This window comes from Streptomyces sp. PL-25, assembly GCF_058344915.1.
The window spans coordinates 4512741-4530553 of the sequence record NZ_CP136997.1 but is presented as its reverse complement, the minus strand read 5'-3'; the positions used below and the strand labels follow the sequence as shown (position 1 = coordinate 4530553).

The 17813-nt window shown below is 75.0% G+C and carries 12 protein-coding genes; 5 read left to right on the top strand and 7 right to left on the bottom strand.

What is annotated here, in order from left to right; genetic code table 11:
* The first annotated feature begins 55 nt into the window (after positions 1–55).
* Complete coding sequence (locus R4Z62_RS20525) at positions 56–1087, top strand: hypothetical protein (RefSeq protein ID WP_491520562.1); 1032 nt, start codon at positions 56–58, stop codon at positions 1085–1087.
* 21 nt (positions 1088–1108) lie between these two features.
* On the opposite strand, the gene R4Z62_RS20520 is transcribed toward R4Z62_RS20525, so the two are convergent.
* A complete protein-coding gene (locus R4Z62_RS20520; protein ID WP_491520561.1) occupies positions 1109–2869 on the bottom strand; it encodes a cell division protein PerM in 1761 nt (586 codons plus the stop codon).
* Between the two features lie 96 nt (positions 2870–2965).
* Between R4Z62_RS20520 and R4Z62_RS20515 the strand changes: the two genes are divergently transcribed.
* The gene (locus tag R4Z62_RS20515; protein WP_491520560.1) at positions 2966–4099 is read left to right on the top strand and encodes an RNA polymerase sigma factor; all 1134 of its coding nucleotides are present in this window, start codon (positions 2966–2968) and stop codon (positions 4097–4099) included.
* 117 nt (positions 4100–4216) lie between these two features.
* Here the strand turns inward: R4Z62_RS20515 and sucD are convergent, their stop codons facing one another.
* The 5 genes from sucD to R4Z62_RS20490 form a co-directional block, all read right to left on the bottom strand.
* On the bottom strand, positions 4217–5101 hold the full coding sequence (sucD, locus tag R4Z62_RS20510; protein WP_018564906.1) for a succinate--CoA ligase subunit alpha: 885 nt from the start codon (positions 5099–5101) through the stop codon (positions 4217–4219).
* 28 nt (positions 5102–5129) lie between these two features.
* Positions 5130–6311 carry an ADP-forming succinate--CoA ligase subunit beta gene (gene sucC, locus R4Z62_RS20505; protein WP_018564905.1) on the bottom strand — a complete coding sequence of 394 codons (1182 nt, stop codon included), beginning with the start codon at positions 6309–6311 and terminating at the stop codon, positions 5130–5132.
* A 554-nt stretch (positions 6312–6865) separates the two neighbouring features.
* Complete coding sequence (locus R4Z62_RS20500) at positions 6866–8152, bottom strand: vWA domain-containing protein (RefSeq protein WP_491520559.1); 1287 nt, start codon at positions 8150–8152, stop codon at positions 6866–6868.
* A gap of 188 nt (positions 8153–8340) precedes the next feature.
* The gene (locus R4Z62_RS20495; protein ID WP_491521901.1) at positions 8341–10794 is read right to left on the bottom strand and encodes a DUF5682 family protein; all 2454 of its coding nucleotides are present in this window, start codon (positions 10792–10794) and stop codon (positions 8341–8343) included.
* A gap of 228 nt (positions 10795–11022) precedes the next feature.
* A complete protein-coding gene (locus R4Z62_RS20490; protein WP_382851638.1) occupies positions 11023–12183 on the bottom strand; it encodes an ATP-binding protein in 1161 nt (386 codons plus the stop codon).
* A gap of 133 nt (positions 12184–12316) precedes the next feature.
* On the opposite strand from R4Z62_RS20490, the gene R4Z62_RS20485 reads away from it, so the two are divergent.
* Positions 12317–13681 carry an SWIM zinc finger family protein gene (locus R4Z62_RS20485; protein WP_491520558.1) on the top strand — a complete coding sequence of 455 codons (1365 nt, stop codon included), beginning with the start codon at positions 12317–12319 and terminating at the stop codon, positions 13679–13681.
* Between the two features lie 304 nt (positions 13682–13985).
* Positions 13986–15614, top strand: a complete 1629-nt coding sequence (locus R4Z62_RS20480) for a DUF5691 domain-containing protein (protein WP_385497126.1) — start codon at positions 13986–13988, stop codon at positions 15612–15614.
* A 236-nt stretch (positions 15615–15850) separates the two neighbouring features.
* Here the strand turns inward: R4Z62_RS20480 and icmB are convergent, their stop codons facing one another.
* Positions 15851–16267 carry a coenzyme B12-dependent isobutyryl CoA mutase small subunit gene (gene icmB / locus R4Z62_RS20475; protein WP_064534749.1) on the bottom strand — a complete coding sequence of 139 codons (417 nt, stop codon included), beginning with the start codon at positions 16265–16267 and terminating at the stop codon, positions 15851–15853.
* Between the two features lie 551 nt (positions 16268–16818).
* Between icmB and R4Z62_RS20470 the strand changes: the two genes are divergently transcribed.
* Positions 16819–17721 (top strand): esterase/lipase family protein, encoded by a 903-nt coding sequence (locus R4Z62_RS20470; RefSeq protein ID WP_491520557.1) that lies wholly within the window; start codon positions 16819–16821, stop codon positions 17719–17721.
* Positions 17722–17813: the final 92 nt, after the last annotated feature.

The window sequence follows — 17813 nt, the reverse complement described above, 5'->3', positions numbered from 1 at the left end:
GTGCCGGACACCGGTCCGACCAGTTGTGACTCACCAAGGGGAAGACGCTCACTTGATGCCCGACCGCAGCCTGCGCCTCCGCATCCTCCCAACGCTGTCGGCGCGGGGAGGGGAGCGCGGCACCGTGCTGCTGCGGGAGCGCCCCTCCACACCGCCGGACGCGCCCTCGGGCGACGGCGGCGGCCGGGGCGGCGCCGCCCCCGGCACCCCCGGCACCCCCGAGGACAATCCCTTCGCTCCGCCCGTCGAGGGCACGCCCGACCAGCCGTGGCGTCCCCGGCACCCGGGCGGCCAGGGCTCCGGCGAGGGCCACGGTCAGGGGCAAGGGCAAGGGGACGGTGGTCAGGGGCAGGGGCCCGGTGGCGGGCCTTCGCCCTGGGGCAGCCAGTGGAGCGACCGGCAGCCCGGCCGCTCCCCCGGCGGCTTCGGCGAGCGGCCCCAGCGTCCCGGCGGACCCGAGCAGCCGGGCGGCGGACCGGGCGGACCGGGCGGTTCCGGCCGGGGCTCCGGCATGCGCTGGGACCCCACGGACCCCGCCCAGCGCCGCGCCCGTTTCTCCCTGCTCGCCGGTATGTGGGCCGTCTTCTTCGTCCTGTTCGGCTGGTCGCCCGTCGCCCTGCTGCTCGGTGCGCTCGCCCTGTACTGGGGCATCAGCGCACTGCGGTCCGAGCCGCGCCGAGCCGGTGCCGGGGCGGGGACCGGTCAGGCGGGGGGCGGCGCGGGGCGGCCGCAGGTTCCGGGGCAGTTCCCGGGGCAGGCGCCGGGACAGCTGCCTGGGCAGGTACCGGGGCAGGTCCCGCCGCAGGGGCAGCTGCCTCCGGCTGTGCCCCAGGCGGGTCCCGGGGCAGGCGCGGGGGCCGGTACGGGGGCCGATACGGGGGGCAACCGCCCGCAGCTCACGGCGGCGATCAGCGGCCTGGTCACGGCGTCCCTCGCCCTCGCCCTGGTCCTGGCCGGTTTCGCCGCGCAGTTCGTCTACCGCGACTACTACTCGTGCGTGAACGACTCGCTCACGCACCAGGCCCAGCAGTCCTGCGACCGGCATCTGCCGCAGGAGCTGCGGGGCATGCTCGGCACGGACGACTGAGACCGCGGGCCGCCCGGCCCTTCAGGTAGACGGGGGCGGCGGGGCGGCCGACGTCGGCGGTGCGCTGGGCGCGGGTCCGGCGTCGTCCGGGTCCGGCGGCTCCGGTCGGCCGCTGTCGTCGGTACTGGTGATGCCGGTGGTACCCGTAGTTCCGGTGGTACCCGTGGTTCCGGTGGTACCGCTGCCGGTGTTCTCCGGGCTGCCGGTCTCGGTGGCCGCGGGTGCCGTGGGCTCCCAGGTGACCTCCCCGGCGGCCGGCGGATCCAGCGGCAGCACGTCGTACGGTTCGAGGGCGGCGTCGTAGCGCGCGGGCAGCAGCCGCCCGCCGGTGTCCGCGCCCCGCGCCCCGCTCGCGACGGCCCTGCCGCCCCCGGTGTTCCCGTCCTTGCCGCCGTCGCGCGGCCTCCCGCCCTCGCGGGGCCTGCCGATGCGCTGCCCGGCCGTCTCCGCCACCACCTGGACCCGTACACCGTGGCAGCGCCAGGCCCGGACGAGCACCGCCGTGGGCACCGCCGCCACCGAGGTCCACAGCAGCGCGGCCCCCGCGACCTGCCAGCCCACGGGGCCGAACGCGTCCAGGGTGCCGTTGCCCAGCGGGCCGCCCGCCAGTTCGGCGAGCACTCCGAGTCCGGTCGCGCACAGCAGGCACGCCAGGGCCGCCCCGCCCGCCGCCCGCCGCCACGGCCAGGCCCGCACCCCGGTCAGGGCGCCCGTGGCGTCCGGCACCTCCCGCACCGCCGCGCCCGCCACGAACCAGCCGATGACCAGCCCGGCCGCCACCGGCACCGCGGCCGTCAGCAGATGCAGCGGCGTACCCGGGCCCGCGTCCGGCACCGCCGCCAGCAGCGGGAAGGGCGGCAGCAGCGGCGCCGGGTCGGAGGCGAACGGGCCGACGGTGTGCCCGACACCGAGCGCGAAACCGGGCCCGAGCGTGTACGCCGCCGCCCACAGCACCGCGTTCGGCAGCAGCGCCAGACAGAGCAGCAGGATCGCGAACCGGCCCGACCAGCCCTCCGTCAGCCGCAGAAAGGCGCCCTGCGCGGCCCCGCCGTGCCCCACCAGCGACACCCCGAGCACCAGCGCGCCGCCGCCGACGAACACCACGGCACCGGCACCGGCCGCCCGGGAGGCGGCGCCCAGGCGCGCGCGGGGCCCGGGAGCGAGCAGCAGGCGCCGCACGCCGGGTGAGAACCGGCGCAGCGCCTGCTCCAGGGGCGCGCGCGGGCAGCCGTACGCCGCCCAGACGCCGCTGCCCGCCGCCGCCGCGACGGTGCACGGCACCCACAGCAGCGTCGAGAACCACGCCGGGTGCAGCGACCCGCCCGCCGCGTAGACCACCGCGCCGACCGCGACCGCCAGATAGCCGCCGACCACACCGGCCCAGGCGGTGCGCGGGGGCACGAGCGGCCCGCCGTCGCCGCTGTCGGTCGCGTCCCGCGCCGCCCGGTGCACCAGCACCAGCGGCGCCACGGCCAGCAGCAGCGGGATCAGCCCGATGGGCGCGGGCGCACCGGTGAGGGTGTCGGCGCGGACCAGTCCGGCGCCGTGCGCCAGCAGCCACAGCGCGGTGGCCGTGTGCAGCGCGCCGCCCGGCCCGCTGTCGGGGTACGGCGAGCTGATCCACAGCACGATGCCGAGGACGGCGAACGAGCCGAGACCGAGCCCCGCTGCGACCACCCCGCCCAGGAAACCGGCGCCGAGTCCGGGCGAGCGGTCCCGCACCCGGGCGCGCAGGCGTGGCAGCGGCGGACGTCCATGGGTCGTCTGGATCACGCCCGCCATGCTCCCAACGTCACACGCATTCCCGGCGCAACAGGCGAACCTCCGCTGTGTCGCTCAATATACGTTTATGTGCCTATTCACACGGAGGGACGCACTGTGACGAACAGTCATACGAAGCCGCTGCCCCCGCCCCCGCCCCCGGACGCCCGACACGCCGGTCCCGACGCCGCTCTGACGCGCACTCAGGGAACTGCGAAAGCGGGCGCGGGCACGGGCGTAGGCGCGGGGAAGCCCCTGACGCCCGCTCAGGCCTTCGACGCGCTGTACGCCTTCTGCGCTCCCGCCCTCGTCCGCCAGTCCTACCTGCTCACCGGCCGCCGGGACCGCGCCCGCGAGGCCGTGGAGCGCGCCTTCCAACTGGCCTGGCAGCGCTGGCCCGAAGTGGCCCACGACCGCGACCCGGCGGGCTGGATGCGCGCGCTGGCGTACGACTGCGCCCTCTCCCCCTGGTACCGCTTCCTGCCCCGCAACAGGATCCCCGACCCGCCCCCCGAGCCCGCCGACCGCGCCCTCCAGCACGCGCTGCTGCGCCTCCCGCCGTCCTACCGGCGCACGCTCGTCCTCTACGACGGTGTCGGCCTCGATCTGCCGGAGACCGCGGCGGAGACCGAGGCGAGCACCCCGGCGACGGCCAACCGGCTGATGCACGCCCGCGAGGCCGTCGCCGCCTGCCTGCCCGAACTGGCCGACCCGGCGGAACTCCACCGCCGTCTGGTACGGCTCGGCTCCGCCTGGCACCTCGCCGCGACCGGCCCCGTCATGGGGCCCGGTGTGGCGGTGGCCGCGGGCGCGGGGGTCGCGGTGGGGAGCGTGGTGGGCGCGGGCGCCGCGGTGCGCGCCGGGGTCCCGGGCGGCGGGGTCCCGGCGGGGCCTGGGGCGGCTCCGGGCGGTGGGTCCGGAATCTGGGCGGGGACCGGGGCGGGGACCGGGACCGAGGTGTCTGCCGGGCCGGCGGCTCCGGTGGCGGTGCGCACCGCCGGGGAGCGCAGCACCCGCTTCTGGACGCGGTCCGCCATCGCGTTCACCGTCACCATCATCGGCGCCACGGCGCTCACCCTGCATACCGCGCCCACCCGCTACTTCGCACCGGTCTCCCCCGGCCACGCGGTCCAGGGCCTCCCGGCGCCGGGCGCGCTCGGCCCGCTGTCGCAGCAGGAGCAGCGACTGCGGGCCGCGCTGAAGAAGCAGGCCGACGCCGGACCGGAGCGGCTGGCGCCCGAGGCCCGGTGACCCGGCCGCCCACGCGGCTTCGGCCCCGGATACGGCGGTGGGCCCGCACCCGGCATGTCGCCGGGCGCGGGCCCACCGCTGCTCCGCTTACGCGGAGGCGCTTTCTCCGGCGCTTTGTCAGGCGCTGAGGATGGCGCGGGCCAGCTTGGCCGTCTCGGTCGGGGTCTTGCCGACCTTGACGCCCGCGGCCTCCAGGGCCTCCTTCTTCGCCTGGGCGGTGCCGGACGAACCGGAGACGATGGCGCCGGCGTGGCCCATGGTCTTGCCCTCGGGCGCGGTGAAGCCCGCGACGTAGCCGACGACCGGCTTGGTCACGTTGGCCTTGATGAAGTCGGCCGCGCGCTCCTCGGCGTCGCCGCCGATCTCACCGATCATGACGATCAGGTCGGTGTCGGGGTCGGCCTCGAACGCGGCGAGCGCGTCGATGTGCGTGGTGCCGATGATCGGGTCACCGCCGATGCCGACGGCCGTCGAGAAGCCGATGTCCCGCAGCTCGTACATCATCTGGTACGTCAGCGTGCCGGACTTCGAGACCAGGCCGATGCGGCCCGGCTTGGTGATGTCGCCCGGGATGATGCCGACGTTCGACTGGCCCGGGGTGATGATGCCGGGGCAGTTCGGGCCGATGATGCGGGTCTTGTTGCCCTTCTTGCCGGCGTACGCCCAGAAGGCCGCCGAGTCGTGCACGGCGATGCCCTCGGTGATCACGACGGCCAGCGGGATCTCGGCGTCGATGGCCTCGACGACCGCGTCCTTGGTGAACTTCTCCGGCACGAAGATGACGGAGACGTCGGCGCCGGTCTTCTCGATGGCCTCGGCGACGGTGCCGAACACCGGTACCTCGGTGCCGTCGAAGTCCACGGTCTGACCCGCCTTGCGCGGGTTCACGCCGCCCACGACGTTGGTGCCGTCGCCCAGCATGAGCTTGGTGTGCTTCATGCCCGTGGAGCCGGTCATGCCCTGGACGATGACCTTGCTGTCCTTGTTGAGCCAGATAGCCATGGTGTGTTGGTGTCCTCGTCCTGAGTGCTTACTTGGCGGCGTGGGCCAGCTCGGCTGCCTTGTCGGCCGCGCCGTCCATGGTGTCGACGCGCTGCACCAGCGGGTGGTTCGCGTCGGTGAGGATCTTCCGGCCCAGCTCGGCGTTGTTGCCGTCGAGGCGGACGACCAGCGGCTTGGTGACCTGCTCGCCGCGGTCCTCCAGGAGCTTCAGCGCCTGGACGATGCCGTTGGCGACCTCGTCACAGGCGGTGATGCCGCCGAAGACGTTGACGAAGACGGACTTGACGTCCGGGTCGCCCAGGATGATCTCCAGGCCGTTCGCCATGACCTGGGCGGAGGCGCCACCGCCGATGTCCAGGAAGTTGGCGGGCTTGACGTTGCCGTGCTGCTCACCGGCGTACGCGACGACGTCCAGGGTGCTCATGACGAGACCCGCGCCGTTGCCGATGATGCCGACCTCGCCGTCGAGCTTGACGTAGTTGAGGTTCTTCTCCTTGGCGGCGGCCTCGAGCGGGTTGGCCGCGGCCTTGTCGTGGAGCTCCTCGAAGTCGGGGTGACGGAACTCGGCGTTGTCGTCCAGCGACACCTTGCCGTCGAGGGCGATGACCTCACCGGAGGCGACCTTGGCCAGCGGGTTGACCTCGACCAGGAGGGCGTCCTCCTTGATGAAGGTGTCCCACAGCGTGACCAGGACGTTCGCGACCTTGTCCGCGACCTCGGCCGGGAACTTCGCGGCCTCGACGATCTCGCGGGCCTTCTCCGGGGTCACGCCGTCGATGGCGTCGATCGGGGTCTTGGCGACGGCCTCGGGGCGGGTGGCCGCGACCTCCTCGATCTCCATGCCGCCCTCGACGGAGGCGATGGAGAGGAAGGTGCGGTTCGCGCGGTCGAGGAGGAAGGAGACGTAGTACTCCTCGACGATCTCGGGGGCCGTCTCGGCGATCATCACCTTGTGGACCGTGTGGCCCTTGATGTCCATGCCGAGGATGTCCGTCGCGCGCGCGACGGCCTCGTCCGGGGTGGCGGCGAGCTTCACACCACCGGCCTTGCCGCGACCACCGACCTTCACCTGCGCCTTGACGACGGACTTGCCGCCCAGACGCTCGGTGATCTCGCGCGCCGCCTCAGGCGTGTCGATGACTTCACCGGCCAGCACCGGTACATCGTGCTTGGCGAAGAGGTCCCTCGCCTGGTACTCGAACAGGTCCACGCGCTTCCGTCCCTATCAGTGATCTCGCGGTTCGTTGGATGCGTGGGCGTGCCGCGAAGGGCAACGTGACGTCCGCTTGTCACAAGGGGGGCGCACACGGTGTCCGAGCGCGCGGCATGTCCATCTCGCAGGTTATCGCCGCTTGCCGGGGCGCCATAAATCCAGGGTCACACGTGAGCGGTGATACCTGTCACATGATGCCGTCCCACCTGGCACCGCGTGCCGCGCGACGGCCGGTCCCGCGAGGTCTCACCGGGCTGGGGTTGACCCGGTGAGACCCCTGGAAGAGCCCCGAGGGGGCTCGGGCCGGCTGGTCCCCACCCCAATGGGGACCAGCCGGTCCTCCCGCAGGTTCCGAGGAGACGACCGGAGAAACCGACGGCTTTCGGCCATCCGGGTCCGCTGGGCCCGCGGAGGTGTCCGTGCGAGGGGCACCGATACTCGCACGCGCCTCCCGTCGCCGCGCAAGCCCCTGTTACTGATGAGTAGGACGGGTCTCTCCCTTGTCCGGCCTTGTCCGTTTTCATCCGGCCCCGCCTTCCGCTCAGGGCGCTTCACGCCGTCGCGGGGACGGGCAGCGGGCGCTTCTCGATCGCCGCGGCCATCACCTCCGGGAACAGGTCGGGCGTGCAGGCGAAGGCCGGTGAGCCGAGCGCCGCCAGCGCCGCCGCGTGCTCCCTGTCATACGCGGGCGCCCCCTCGTCGGAGAGCGCGAGCAGCGTCACGAACTGCACCCCCGACGCCTGCATCGCCGCGACCCGCTTCAGCATCTCGTCGCGTATGCCTCCCTCGTACAGGTCGCTGATCAGCACCACGACCGTCTCGGCGGGCCGGGTGATCTGCGACTGGCAGTACGCCAGCGCCCGGTTGATGTCCGTGCCGCCGCCGAGCTGGGTGCCGAAGAGCACGTCGACCGGGTCGTCGAGCTGGTCGGTGAGGTCCACGACCGCCGTGTCGAACACGACGAGCCGGGTGCTGATCGACCGCATCGACGCCAGCACCGCCCCGAACACCGAGGCGTAGACCACCGAGGCCGCCATCGACCCGGACTGGTCGATGCAGAGGACGACCTCCTTCTTCACCGACTGGGACGCCCGCCCGTAGCCGATCAGCCGCTCCGGCACGATCGTGCGGTACTCGGGCAGATAGTGCTTGAGGTTGGCCGCGATGGTGCGGTTCCAGTCGATGTCGTGGTGGCGGGGCCTGCTGATGCGGGCGCTGCGGTCCAGGGCGCCGCTGAGCGTGGCCCGGGTGCGCGTGGCGAGCCGCTTCTCCAGGTCCTCCACCACCTTGCGCACCACGGCCCGCGCCGTCTCCTTCGTCGTCTCGGGCATCGCCTTGTTGAGAGACAGCAGCGTGCCGACGAGGTGCACGTCCGCCTCCACCGCCTCCAGCATCTCCGGCTCCAGCAGCAGCGCGGACAGGCCGAGCCGGTCGATGGCGTCCCGCTGCATGACCTGGACGACGGAGGAGGGGAAGTACGTCCGGACGTCCCCCAGCCAGCGCGCCACCGAGGGCGCCGAGGCGCCCAGACCCGCCGAACGGTCCCGCGCGCCCCGGCCCTGCGGCCTGTCCCCCTTGCCGTAGAGCGCGGCCAGGGCCGCGTCCATCGCCGCGTCCCGCCCGGTCAGCGCGCGGCCGGTGCCGTCCGCCGCGTCCCCGCCGAGCACCAGCCGCCACCGCCGCAGCCGCTCCTGCCCGGGGTCCCCCGCACCTCGGGCCGTCCCCGTCACATCCGCCGCGCCCGTCACTCCAGCCGCTCCGGTCACGTCAGCCGCGTCCGCCACTCCGGCCGACCCGGTCAGGTCCCCCGCGCCCGCCACTCCGGTCTTGTCCGTCATGGTCCCCATATCCCTCACGTCCCCCTTGGCCCTACCGTCCCCCATGCCCCCGCCGCCCTCGCCGTCTCCGCCGTCCCCCATGACCCCGCCGCCCTCGCCGTCTCCGCCGTCCCCCGTGACCCTCACGCCTGCCGCGTCCCGGCCGGTCGTCTCTGTCGTCCCGGTCGCCTCGCTCCCCTCCGCCGGTGTCATCGCGCCGCCCCCGCGTACGCGTCACCGGTCTTCTCCGCGGCTCCCGGGCCGGAACCCGCCGCCGCCCCCGCCACGGCTCCGCTCTCGTCCAGGCCGAGCAGCAGCCGCACCACCGGCAGCACCGCTCCGGCCCGGTCGGGGTCGAGGTCCGCGGCGAAGCCGGGCGTCCCCGCCGCGGTGCTCCCGGCCGGGCCGCCCCCGCCGTGGGCCGGGCCGCGCCGCACCAGTTCCCCGAGGGTTCTGCGCACCCCGGACTCGTACGCCGAGAAGGTGCGCCGCAGCAGCGGCAGCACGTCCGTGAAGGCGTCCGCCGGGACTCCGGTCAGCCAGGCGTCCACCAGCCCGAGCAGCCGCTCGTCGTGCACGAGCAGCATCCCGCCCCCGCCGCCGACGAAGCCCTCGATCCACGCGGCGGCGTCCGGCGGCGGTGTGCCCGGCGAGAGGGCGAGCCCCATGAACAGGGCGGCCCGGTCCGGGGCGATCTCCCCCTCGTCGAGCAGCAGCCGCACCGCCCGGCCCCGCACGACGCCGGGCACGGTGTCCCGGCCGGCCAGGGTCCTGAGCACGCCGTGCCAGCGGGCGCGCAGATCGCCGTGGCGGGCGTCGAGGGTGTCCCCGAGCAGGCCCACCGCCGTGTGCGCGGCGTCCACATGACGGCGCATCTCCTGCGCCGCGTCCGTGTCCAGGCCGACGCAGGCCGGGGGCAGCCCGACGAAGACGCGCTCGGCCAGTCCCGCGGCGACCCCGGCCAGGGCCTCGGTGTCCGTGCCGCGCACATCGCCGTAGCGCAGCGAGCGGACCAGGGCGGGCAGCGCCTGCGCGAGGTGCCCGACGTCCGCGTCGAGCGCCGCGCGGTCCGCGAGCACCCGCATCACCACGGGCAGCGCGTCCGGCAGTTCGGCGAGCAGGCAGCGCTCGGCGAGGGCGGTCACCTCGGCGAGGACGTCCGTGCCCACGGCGTCCGCCTCCGCCTTGGCGGTGGCGGCGGAGAGCACCGTGGTCCCCCACACCCCGGCTTCCGCCACCCGCACCGACAGCTCCGGCTCCCAGCGCAGCCGCCAGGTCTCGCGGAAGGTTCCGGTGCTGCCCCGGGAGACGGCGGGTTCGCCCCAGTCGACGCCCAGCAGCCGCAGCCGGTGCAGCAGTCGGCTGCGGCCGGCGTCGGTCTCCTTGCGCAGGTCGAGTTCGAGCTCGCGCTCCAGCGCCTCCGGCTTGAGCCGCAGCCGGCGCTGAAGGCGGGTCAGGTCCCGCTGCAACGGCACCGCTGGCGCCGCTTCCGGCACCTCGCCCAGGACGTCCCCGACGACGAGCCGGTCGCGCACCAGGGCCAGCGGGACGTCCGATCCCTCGCACATCACCGCCCGCACCGCGTCGGTGGTCTCGCTCAGCCCCGGCAGCGGACGGCCCCGCATCGCCGCGAGCGTCCCGGCCAGCCGTACCGCCTCGATGACATGCGCGGAGGAGACGATCCGGTCCTCCTCGCGCAGCAGCCCGGCCACCTTCGTCAGCCACCGCTCGACCGGCCGGTCCGGCACCCCGAACAGGTGCGCGTACCAGCCCGGCGCGTCGATGCCCGCGCCGTACCCGCTGAACCGGGACAGCCTGCGGTGCGTCCACGGCACCCAGGTCATGTCCGTCTTGATCTTGGGCAGCCCCTTGAGCAGCGCCCGGTCGGCGGTGACGGTGGCCCGCTGCCGCAGCGCGGGCACGTGCCAGGCCCCGCACACCACGGCCACGCCGTCCCCGAACTCCCGCTGCGCCGCCCGCACCTGGAGCCGCATGTGCGCCTCGCGCACGAGGTCACGGTCCCGGCTCCCGTACGTCTCGCGCAGCGCGCCCATGGCCTCCTCCAGCACCAGGAACGGGGCGAACGCGTCCTCGCTCCCCGGGCCCCGGTGCTCGACGACGTCCTCCCACCAGCGCTCGGGGTCGTCGTATCCGGCCGTCGCGGCGAGCACGGCGAGCGGATCGACCCGCACGTCGGCGCCGGGGGCCGGGACGGAGCCGGGACCGGTGGTGGTCTCCCTGCCCGGTTCGGCGGGGTCGGCTCGGTTGTTGAGATCGGCGGAATCGGCGGGTTCGGCGGCGCCCGTGTCGGCGTCGTCCGTGGGGCCGGTCTCCGCCTCTTCCTCTTCCGCCTGCCACGCCAGGGTGTGGGTGGCCGGGAGGTCGATGAAGCGGGCGGGCACCCCGTGCTCCAGCGCCCAGCGCAGGGCGACCCACTCCGGGGAGAACTCGGCCAGCGGCCAGAAGGCGGAGCGGCCGGGCTCGTCCACCGCGTGGGCGAGGAGGGCGACCGGCGGCCGCATGTCCTCGTCGGCGGCGAGCGCGATCAGCGCGTCCGCCTCCGGCGGGCCCTCGATCAGCACCACCGGGGGCCGGGCGGCATCCAGCGCCGCCCGCACCGCCCGCGCGGAACCGGGCCCGTGGTGCCGCACCCCGAGCAGCAGCGGCCCCGCCCCCGCCCCGCGGCTCTCCTTCTCTCCCCTGCGGCCGTTCTCCGTCTCGTCCCTGCGGCCGTTCTCCTTCTCGACGTTCTGCCCGTCGCTCCGCTCAGCGCCTGTCACGCCGTCCCCCCTGTGCGCGTCGTCCCCGTCCGCCCGTCCAGCTCGGCTCCTCGTCGGCGCCGGCCCGCACGGCGCCGTCCCCCGTGCCGTGCCCCATGACTCCCGTCCCGGTCACGCGCTCACCTCCCGGCAGGCCCGGTAGAAGTCCTTCCAGCCGTCGCGCTCGCGGACGACGGTCTCCAGGTACTCCTGCCAGATGACGCGGTCGGCCGCCGGGTCGCGGACGACGGCGCCGAGGATGCCCGCGGCGACGTCCCCGGCCCGCAGCACACCGTCGCCGAAGTGCGCCGCCAGCGCGAGCCCGTTGGTGACGACGGAGATCGCCTCGGCAGTGGACAGCGTGCCGCTGGGCGACTTCAGCTTCGTACGCCCGTCCGTGGTGACGCCGTCGCGCAGTTCGCGGAAGACGGTGACGACCCGGCGGATCTCGTCCACGCCGTCCGGGACGGACGGCAGGTCGAGGGAGCGGCCGATCTGGTCGACGCGGCGCGAGACGATGTCGACCTCGGCGTCGGGGGTCTCCGGCAGCGGCAGCACCACGGTGTTGAACCGCCGGCGCAGCGCGCTGGACAGGTCGTTGACCCCGCGGTCGCGGTCGTTGGCCGTGGCGATCAGGTTGAAGCCGCGGACCGCTTGCACCTCCTGGCCCAGCTCCGGTATCGGCAGGGTCTTCTCCGACAGGATCGTGATCAGCGTGTCCTGCACGTCGGCGGGGATGCGGGTCAGCTCCTCGACGCGGGCGGTCATGCCCTGCGCCATGGCCCGCATGACCGGGCTGGGCACCAGGGCGTCGCGGCTGGGGCCGTGCGCGAGCAGCCGCGCGTAGTTCCAGCCGTAGCGGATGGCCTCCTCCGGGGTGCCCGCCGTGCCCTGCACCAGCAGCGTGGAGTCGCCGCTGACCGCGGCGGCGAGGTGCTCGGAGACCCAGGTCTTGGCGGTGCCGGGCACACCGAGCAGGAGCAGGGCGCGGTCGGTCGCGAGCGTGGTGACGGCGACCTCGACGATCCGCCGCGGGCCGACGTACTTCGGCGTGATCACCGTGCCGTCCGGCAGGGTCCCGCCGAGGAGATAGGTCGCCACGGCCCACGGGGACAGCTTCCAGCGGGCCGGGCGCGGACGGTCGTCCTGCGCAGCCAGCGCGGCCAGTTCGGCGGCGAAGGCGTCCTCGGCGTGCGGGCGCAGCGACTGCGTGCTCTGTTCCTCGCCCGTGTTCGCGGGCGCGGAGTTCTCGTGGCTCGGTTCGACGGACGTCGGTTCAACGGTCACAGACATGGCTGAGGCCCCCTCCAGCTCGGCCGGTTCGGATCTGCCACCAACCGTGCACCACCCCACTGACAATGCGTTCCGACCTGCGGAAACGCCCTCGCGAGGCCGATTGTCAGTGGGGGGATCTACCTTCGATGGCATGACTCAGCAGGGGGCGCGCTGGACCGCGGACCAGGTGCTGGCACTGGCACCTGACCCCGCGTCACGCAAAGCGGGAAGCAAACTCGGCACGGCGGGACCGTGGTCCGAGACGGGGAGTGCGGACGAAGGGACGGTGTGGGGGCTGTGCAAGGGCAGCGGCAGCAAGCCGTATCAGACGGTCGTGGACCTCGCCGACGCGGCGGGTCCCGCGTACAAGTGCAGTTGTCCGAGCCGTAAGTTCCCGTGCAAGCACGCGCTCGGGCTGCTGCTGGTGTGGGCGGGCGGCGAGAGCGCGCTCGCGACCGTGCCCGAGGAGCGGGCGCCCGAGTGGGCCGCGCAGTGGCTGGCGGGCAGACGCAAGCGGACCGCGGACAAGGCGGAGCAGCGGGCGGGGCAGGAGGCCCGGAGCGCCGCCGATCCGGAGGCGGCGCGGCGGCGGGCGGAGCGCCGGGCCGAGCGGATCAGCGCCGGGGCGGCGGAGCTGGAGCGGCGGCTGTCCGATCTGCTGCGCGGCGGCCTGGCCGCGGCCGAGCAGGCGGGGTACGGGCTGTGGGAGGAGACCGCGGCCCGCATGGTCGACGCGCAGGCGCCGGGGCTCGCGGCCCGGGTGCGGGAGCTGGGCGCGATCCCGTCGTCCGGACCGGGCTGGCCGGCGCGGCTGCTGGAGGAGTGCGCGCTGCTGCATCTGCTGGACCAGGGCTGGCTGCGCCACGAGCGGCTGCCCACCGAGCTGGCGGCGACGGTCCGGTCCCGGGTGGGCCTGCCCGCTTCGGCGGACGGCCCGCCGGCGCGCGACAGCTGGCTCGTCCTCGCCCAGTACGACACGGCGGACGCGAAGCTGACCACCCGCCGCATCTGGCTGCACGGCGCCGCGTCCGGGCGTACGGCGCTGCTGCTGTCCTACGGCGCGGCCGGCCGGGCGCCGGAGATGTCGCTGCCGGTCGGCCTGGCGCTGGACGCGGAGGTCGCCGCGTACCCGGGCGACGGGCGGCAGCGCGTGGCCCTGGGCGAGCGGTTCGCCGCCCCGGCGCCCACCCGAATACGCCCGCCCGGGGTGACGACGGCCGAGGCCGCGGCGCGCTATGGCGAGGCGCTGCGGCACGACCCCTGGTTGGAGTCGGTCCCGGTGACGCTGCGGGACGTGGTGCCGGTACCGGCCGGGGACTCCTGGCAGCTGGCCGACGCCGGGACGGACCGGGCGCTGCCCGTGACCGCGGCGGCCGGCGGGCGCCCGGGACTGTGGCGGCTGGTGGCCCTGTCGGGCGGTGCGCCGGTCACGGTGTTCGGCGAGTGCGGGCACTGCGGCTTCACCCCGTTGACGGTCTGGCCGCAGGGCGACGGCGAAGCGGTGACGCTGTGCTGACGACCTGTACACCGTCTGCGACATCCGCCCCGGTCGGAGGGGTCCCGGTGTCCGGCATCGGAGTGACGTCGGGGCCGGCCGCGGGGCGTGCGGAGCACAGCGGGAAGTCTCACCCGAAAGGCGCACCCCGGCACCCGAAAGGCGCGCCCCGGCCCCAGCAGCCCCGGCAGCACCTCACGAGCCCGCCCTTCCTCCTCAGACGCACGCATTTCTCCCGGCACACGCATTTCTTCCGTACCAGGGGAAACCCGGACCGGGTGACCCTCCGAGCACCCTCAGGCACCCGGCAACGGAAAGGACGCTCATGATCAGGACCTCCGCCCCGGTGGAAGCGCCCGCAGCGGGCGCCTGGGAGGAGTCGGTCACCACCGCCCTGCTCGGCACCGACCGGCGCAGGCCCCCGGCCGGCACACCCGGCCGGGACGCTCCGACGGCCCTGCTGGACGCGGCGGCCGAACAGACCGTGGCCCGGCGCGCGGGACTGCTCCCGGCGCCCGCCGCCGAGCGGATCCCGCAGGCCCCCGCCGACCCGCGCCCTGCCCTGCCGCCCGCCGCCGCCGACCGGCTCGCCATGCTGCTGGCCGACCGCCCCGGCGCGGGCGGCGGCGGACGCAGGGGCACCGCACCGGACCTCATGGAGCTGCTGCCCCAGTGGCTCGCGGCGGCCAACGCGCACGGGTACGCGGCGCCCGCGCCGACGCTCCCGGCGCTGCTGGACGCGGCCCGGGGGCGTACGGATCTGCGTCCCGCCGCGCTGGCCTTCGCCGGTCCGCGCGGACTGTGGCTGGCCCGGCTGAACCCGGAGTGGCGGTTCGCGCTGCGGGCGGCCTCCGGCGGCGGTGCCGCGCTGCCCGGCCCCGAGGACGCCGACGAGGTCCGCCGCCTGTGGGAGGAAGGCCTGTTCGCCGAACGGGTCGCGCTCCTCACAGCGGTACGGCGGCAGCAACCGGACGCGGCCCGCGACCTGCTCGCCACCACGTGGGCCACCGAGCGGGCCGAGGACCGGCTGATGTTCCTGGACTCGCTGCGCACCGGACTCGGCCCCGCCGACGAGCCGTTCCTGGAACAGGCCCTCGGCGACCGGAGCCGCAACGTCCGGTCGACCGCCGCGGAGCTGCTGTCGGCGCTGCCCGGGTCGGCGCTGGCCGCGCGGATGGCGGACCGGGCCGCCGCCTGCGTCGCCGTCGACCGCACGGGCGGCACCCCGGCGATCGCCGTTGAGGCCCCTCACGAGTGCGACGCGAGCATGGAGCGCGACGGTGTCGTCCCCAGGGCTCCGTCGGGGAGGGGTGAGCGGTCGTGGTGGCTGGGCCAGCTGCTGGAGGCGGCCCCGCTCGGCACGTGGTCCCCGCGCCTGGGCGGCCGCACGCCGCAGGAGATCGTGGCGCTGCCGGTGGCGGACGACTGGCAGGGCGAACTGCACGCGGCCTGGTGCCGGGCCGCCGTACGGCAGCGGGACGCCGTGTGGGCGCGGGCGCTCCTCGGGGAGCCCGCGGCACCCGAGGCCGGCGGGCCCGGCGCGGTGTCCCTGGCCGAGCGCGCCAAGCTGCTCGGCACGCTGGGCGCCGCCGAACGGGCCGACTGGGTCGCCGGGTTCATCGCGGCGCACGGTCTGTCCGAGGCGTTTCAGCTGCTCGGGATGTGTGCGGTGCCGTGGGCCGGACCGCTCGGACGGGCGGTGGTCGACGCGCTCGACATCGCGCGGGACGCAGGGAGCTACCCATGGAGTTTCAGTGGTGTGATGGGACTGGCCGAGCGCTGTCTGGACCCGGTGGAGGCGGCCCGGCTCGACGGGCTGCTGGCGGTGCCGGACGAGACGGAGGACACCTCGCCCGGCGCCGGGGGGTACTGGGCGGAGGCGTTCCAGCGGCTGGTCACCACCTTGCGCCTGCGCCGGACGATGGCCGAGGAACTGGCGCCCGCCCCCGGCTGAGCACCGCCCCGCCCCCGTACGGCACCCCGCTCGGGACGCCGGGCGCGCAGGGACGGCGCGGGAGCCGGTGGCCCGGCGGCGGGCCGGGGCCGTGCGTCGAGGTCGGACCGGTCCGGGGCGCGGCGCCAGGGCCCGAAGGCCCGGCCCGCTCCCGGCGGGAGGCCCTGTCCGAATGGGAAGCCGGGTCCGGGCGGGAGTCCTCGTCCGGACGGGAAACGCCGTCCGGACGGGACGCCCTACGCCTGGGCGGGCTGGCGGACGTTGGCGCGGACCCAGTCGACGATCGACTGGGTGGTGGCGCCCGGGGTGAAGATCTCCGCGACACCCTTCTCCTTCAGCGGCGCGATGTCCGCCTCGGGGATGATGCCGCCGCCGAAGACGACGATGTCCTCGGCCTCACGCTCGCGCAGCAGGTCGATCACGGCGGCGAACAGCGTGTTGTGCGCGCCGGAGAGGATGGACAGGCCGATCGCGTCGGCGTCCTCCTGGATCGCCGTGCCGACGATCTGCTCCGGGGTCTGGTGGAGACCCGTGTAGATGACCTCCATGCCGGCGTCGCGCAGCGCCCGCGCGATCACCTTCGCACCGCGATCGTGGCCGTCGAGCCCCGGCTTGGCCACCACCACGCGGATCGGACCGGCTGCCACACCCATCACTGCCTCCATGAAGCGACTTCCTACGCCCACCACGGGACGGACGCCCCGCACCACGTCGTCCGGGGAAGTGAACGAACGTTATCTCCAGCATCCCGCACCCGGCAGTTTCACGGCACGGAGCGAGGGGGAAATCACACGCAGGGACAGCCGCTCGGCCACGTCGGGCAGGAGCGGATACACGAGCGACGGCACGGAGCGGAACACGCCGCGGACGGGGCACCCGCGGACCGCCTCCCCGCATACCGCGCACCGTTCCCCGCCGCCCCGGTCCGGAAACCGCGGCGGGACCACGGGCGGGACCACCGGCAGGACCCGTGCCGGAGCGGGCACCGGGACAAGCGGCGGAGCGGGGCGGCAGCGGCGCGGGAGTCGCGGCCGGTCCCCCGCGCCTTCGGGACGCGGGCCGTGGCGGGGCGCGGTCGCCCGGCGGCGCCCCGGCGAGAGCACCAGGGACGGACCGGCGGGCGCGCGCGGCGCCTCACCGCGACCGCCCACGAGAGCACCGGGGGGACAGAGCCGTCCTCCCGCGTGCCGACAGGAGGTCGGCCATGAAGGTCACCAGCGTCGCAGACCCGATCCTGCCGTTCTGCCAGCGTCTGCTCCCGGCCAGAGTCGCGGGCCTCTCACTGGACCTGCTGAAGGCCACGGCCCTGGAGCTGGCGATCCTCGCCGGGCACGTCCTCCTCTATCCCTCGGGGATCGTCCAGGAGCGCCGCGCCGCCGCGGGCCAGGTGCCCGCCCCGGACGCCGCCGCCCGACTGCCCACCGAGGCCAAGCCGCCGGTGGTCCTGCTGCACGGCTTCATCGACAACCGCTCGGTCTTCGTCCTGCTGCGCCGCAGCCTCGCCCAGCACGGACGACATCAGGTGGAGTCCCTCAACTACTCGCCGCTGACCTGCGACATCCGCACCGCGGCCGAACTGCTCGGCCGGCACATCGAGGAGATCTGCGAGCGCACCGGCAGCAGCCGGGTGGACGTCGTCGGCCACAGCCTCGGCGGCCTGATAGCCCGTTACTACGTGCAGCGGCTCGGCGGCGACCGGCGCGTGCGCACCCTCGTCACCCTGGGCACGCCGCACGCGGGCACCCGGGTCGCCCCGCTGGCCAACGCGCATCCCATCGTCCGCCAGATGCGCCCGGGTTCGGAGCTGATCGAGGAGCTGTCCCGTCCGGCACCCGGCTGCCGTACGTACTTCGTGAGCTTCTGGAGCGACCTCGACCACCTGATGGACCCGCTGGAGTCGGCCTGCGTCGAACATCCGGACCTCAGCGCGGAGAACGTCCGGGTGAGCGGCATCGGCCATCTCGCGCTCTGTGTGCACCCCGCCGTGGCCGGGGGGATACGCGAGGCCCTGGACACCGTGCGGCCGGGCGATCCGTCCGCCGCCCGGAGCGGGGAGCGGGGCGGGGACGGAGGCGCGGGCGGGAACGGCGGGGTCACCGTGGCCTGACCCTCCCCCGCCGGGCACCGGCGGCCTCCGCAGGGCACCGACCGCCCGCTCCGGGAGCGGCATTGGCCCATCAGGGTCGAACATCACCTCGA

Coding starts and splice junctions, on each gene's coding strand:
- R4Z62_RS20525 (WP_491520562.1), top strand. CDS start 56: ATGCCCGACCGCAGCCTGCGCCTCCGCATCCTCCCAACGCTGTCGGCG.
- R4Z62_RS20520 (WP_491520561.1), bottom strand. CDS start 2,869: ATGGCGGGCGTGATCCAGACGACCCATGGACGTCCGCCGCTGCCACGC.
- R4Z62_RS20470 (WP_491520557.1), top strand. CDS start 16,819: ATGAAGGTCACCAGCGTCGCAGACCCGATCCTGCCGTTCTGCCAGCGT.
- icmB (WP_064534749.1), bottom strand. CDS start 16,267: ATGGGTGTGGCAGCCGGTCCGATCCGCGTGGTGGTGGCCAAGCCGGGG.
- R4Z62_RS20480 (WP_385497126.1), top strand. CDS start 13,986: ATGATCAGGACCTCCGCCCCGGTGGAAGCGCCCGCAGCGGGCGCCTGG.
- R4Z62_RS20485 (WP_491520558.1), top strand. CDS start 12,317: ATGACTCAGCAGGGGGCGCGCTGGACCGCGGACCAGGTGCTGGCACTG.
- R4Z62_RS20500 (WP_491520559.1), bottom strand. CDS start 8,152: ATGACGGACAAGACCGGAGTGGCGGGCGCGGGGGACCTGACCGGGTCG.
- R4Z62_RS20490 (WP_382851638.1), bottom strand. CDS start 12,183: ATGTCTGTGACCGTTGAACCGACGTCCGTCGAACCGAGCCACGAGAAC.
- sucD (WP_018564906.1), bottom strand. CDS start 5,101: ATGGCTATCTGGCTCAACAAGGACAGCAAGGTCATCGTCCAGGGCATG.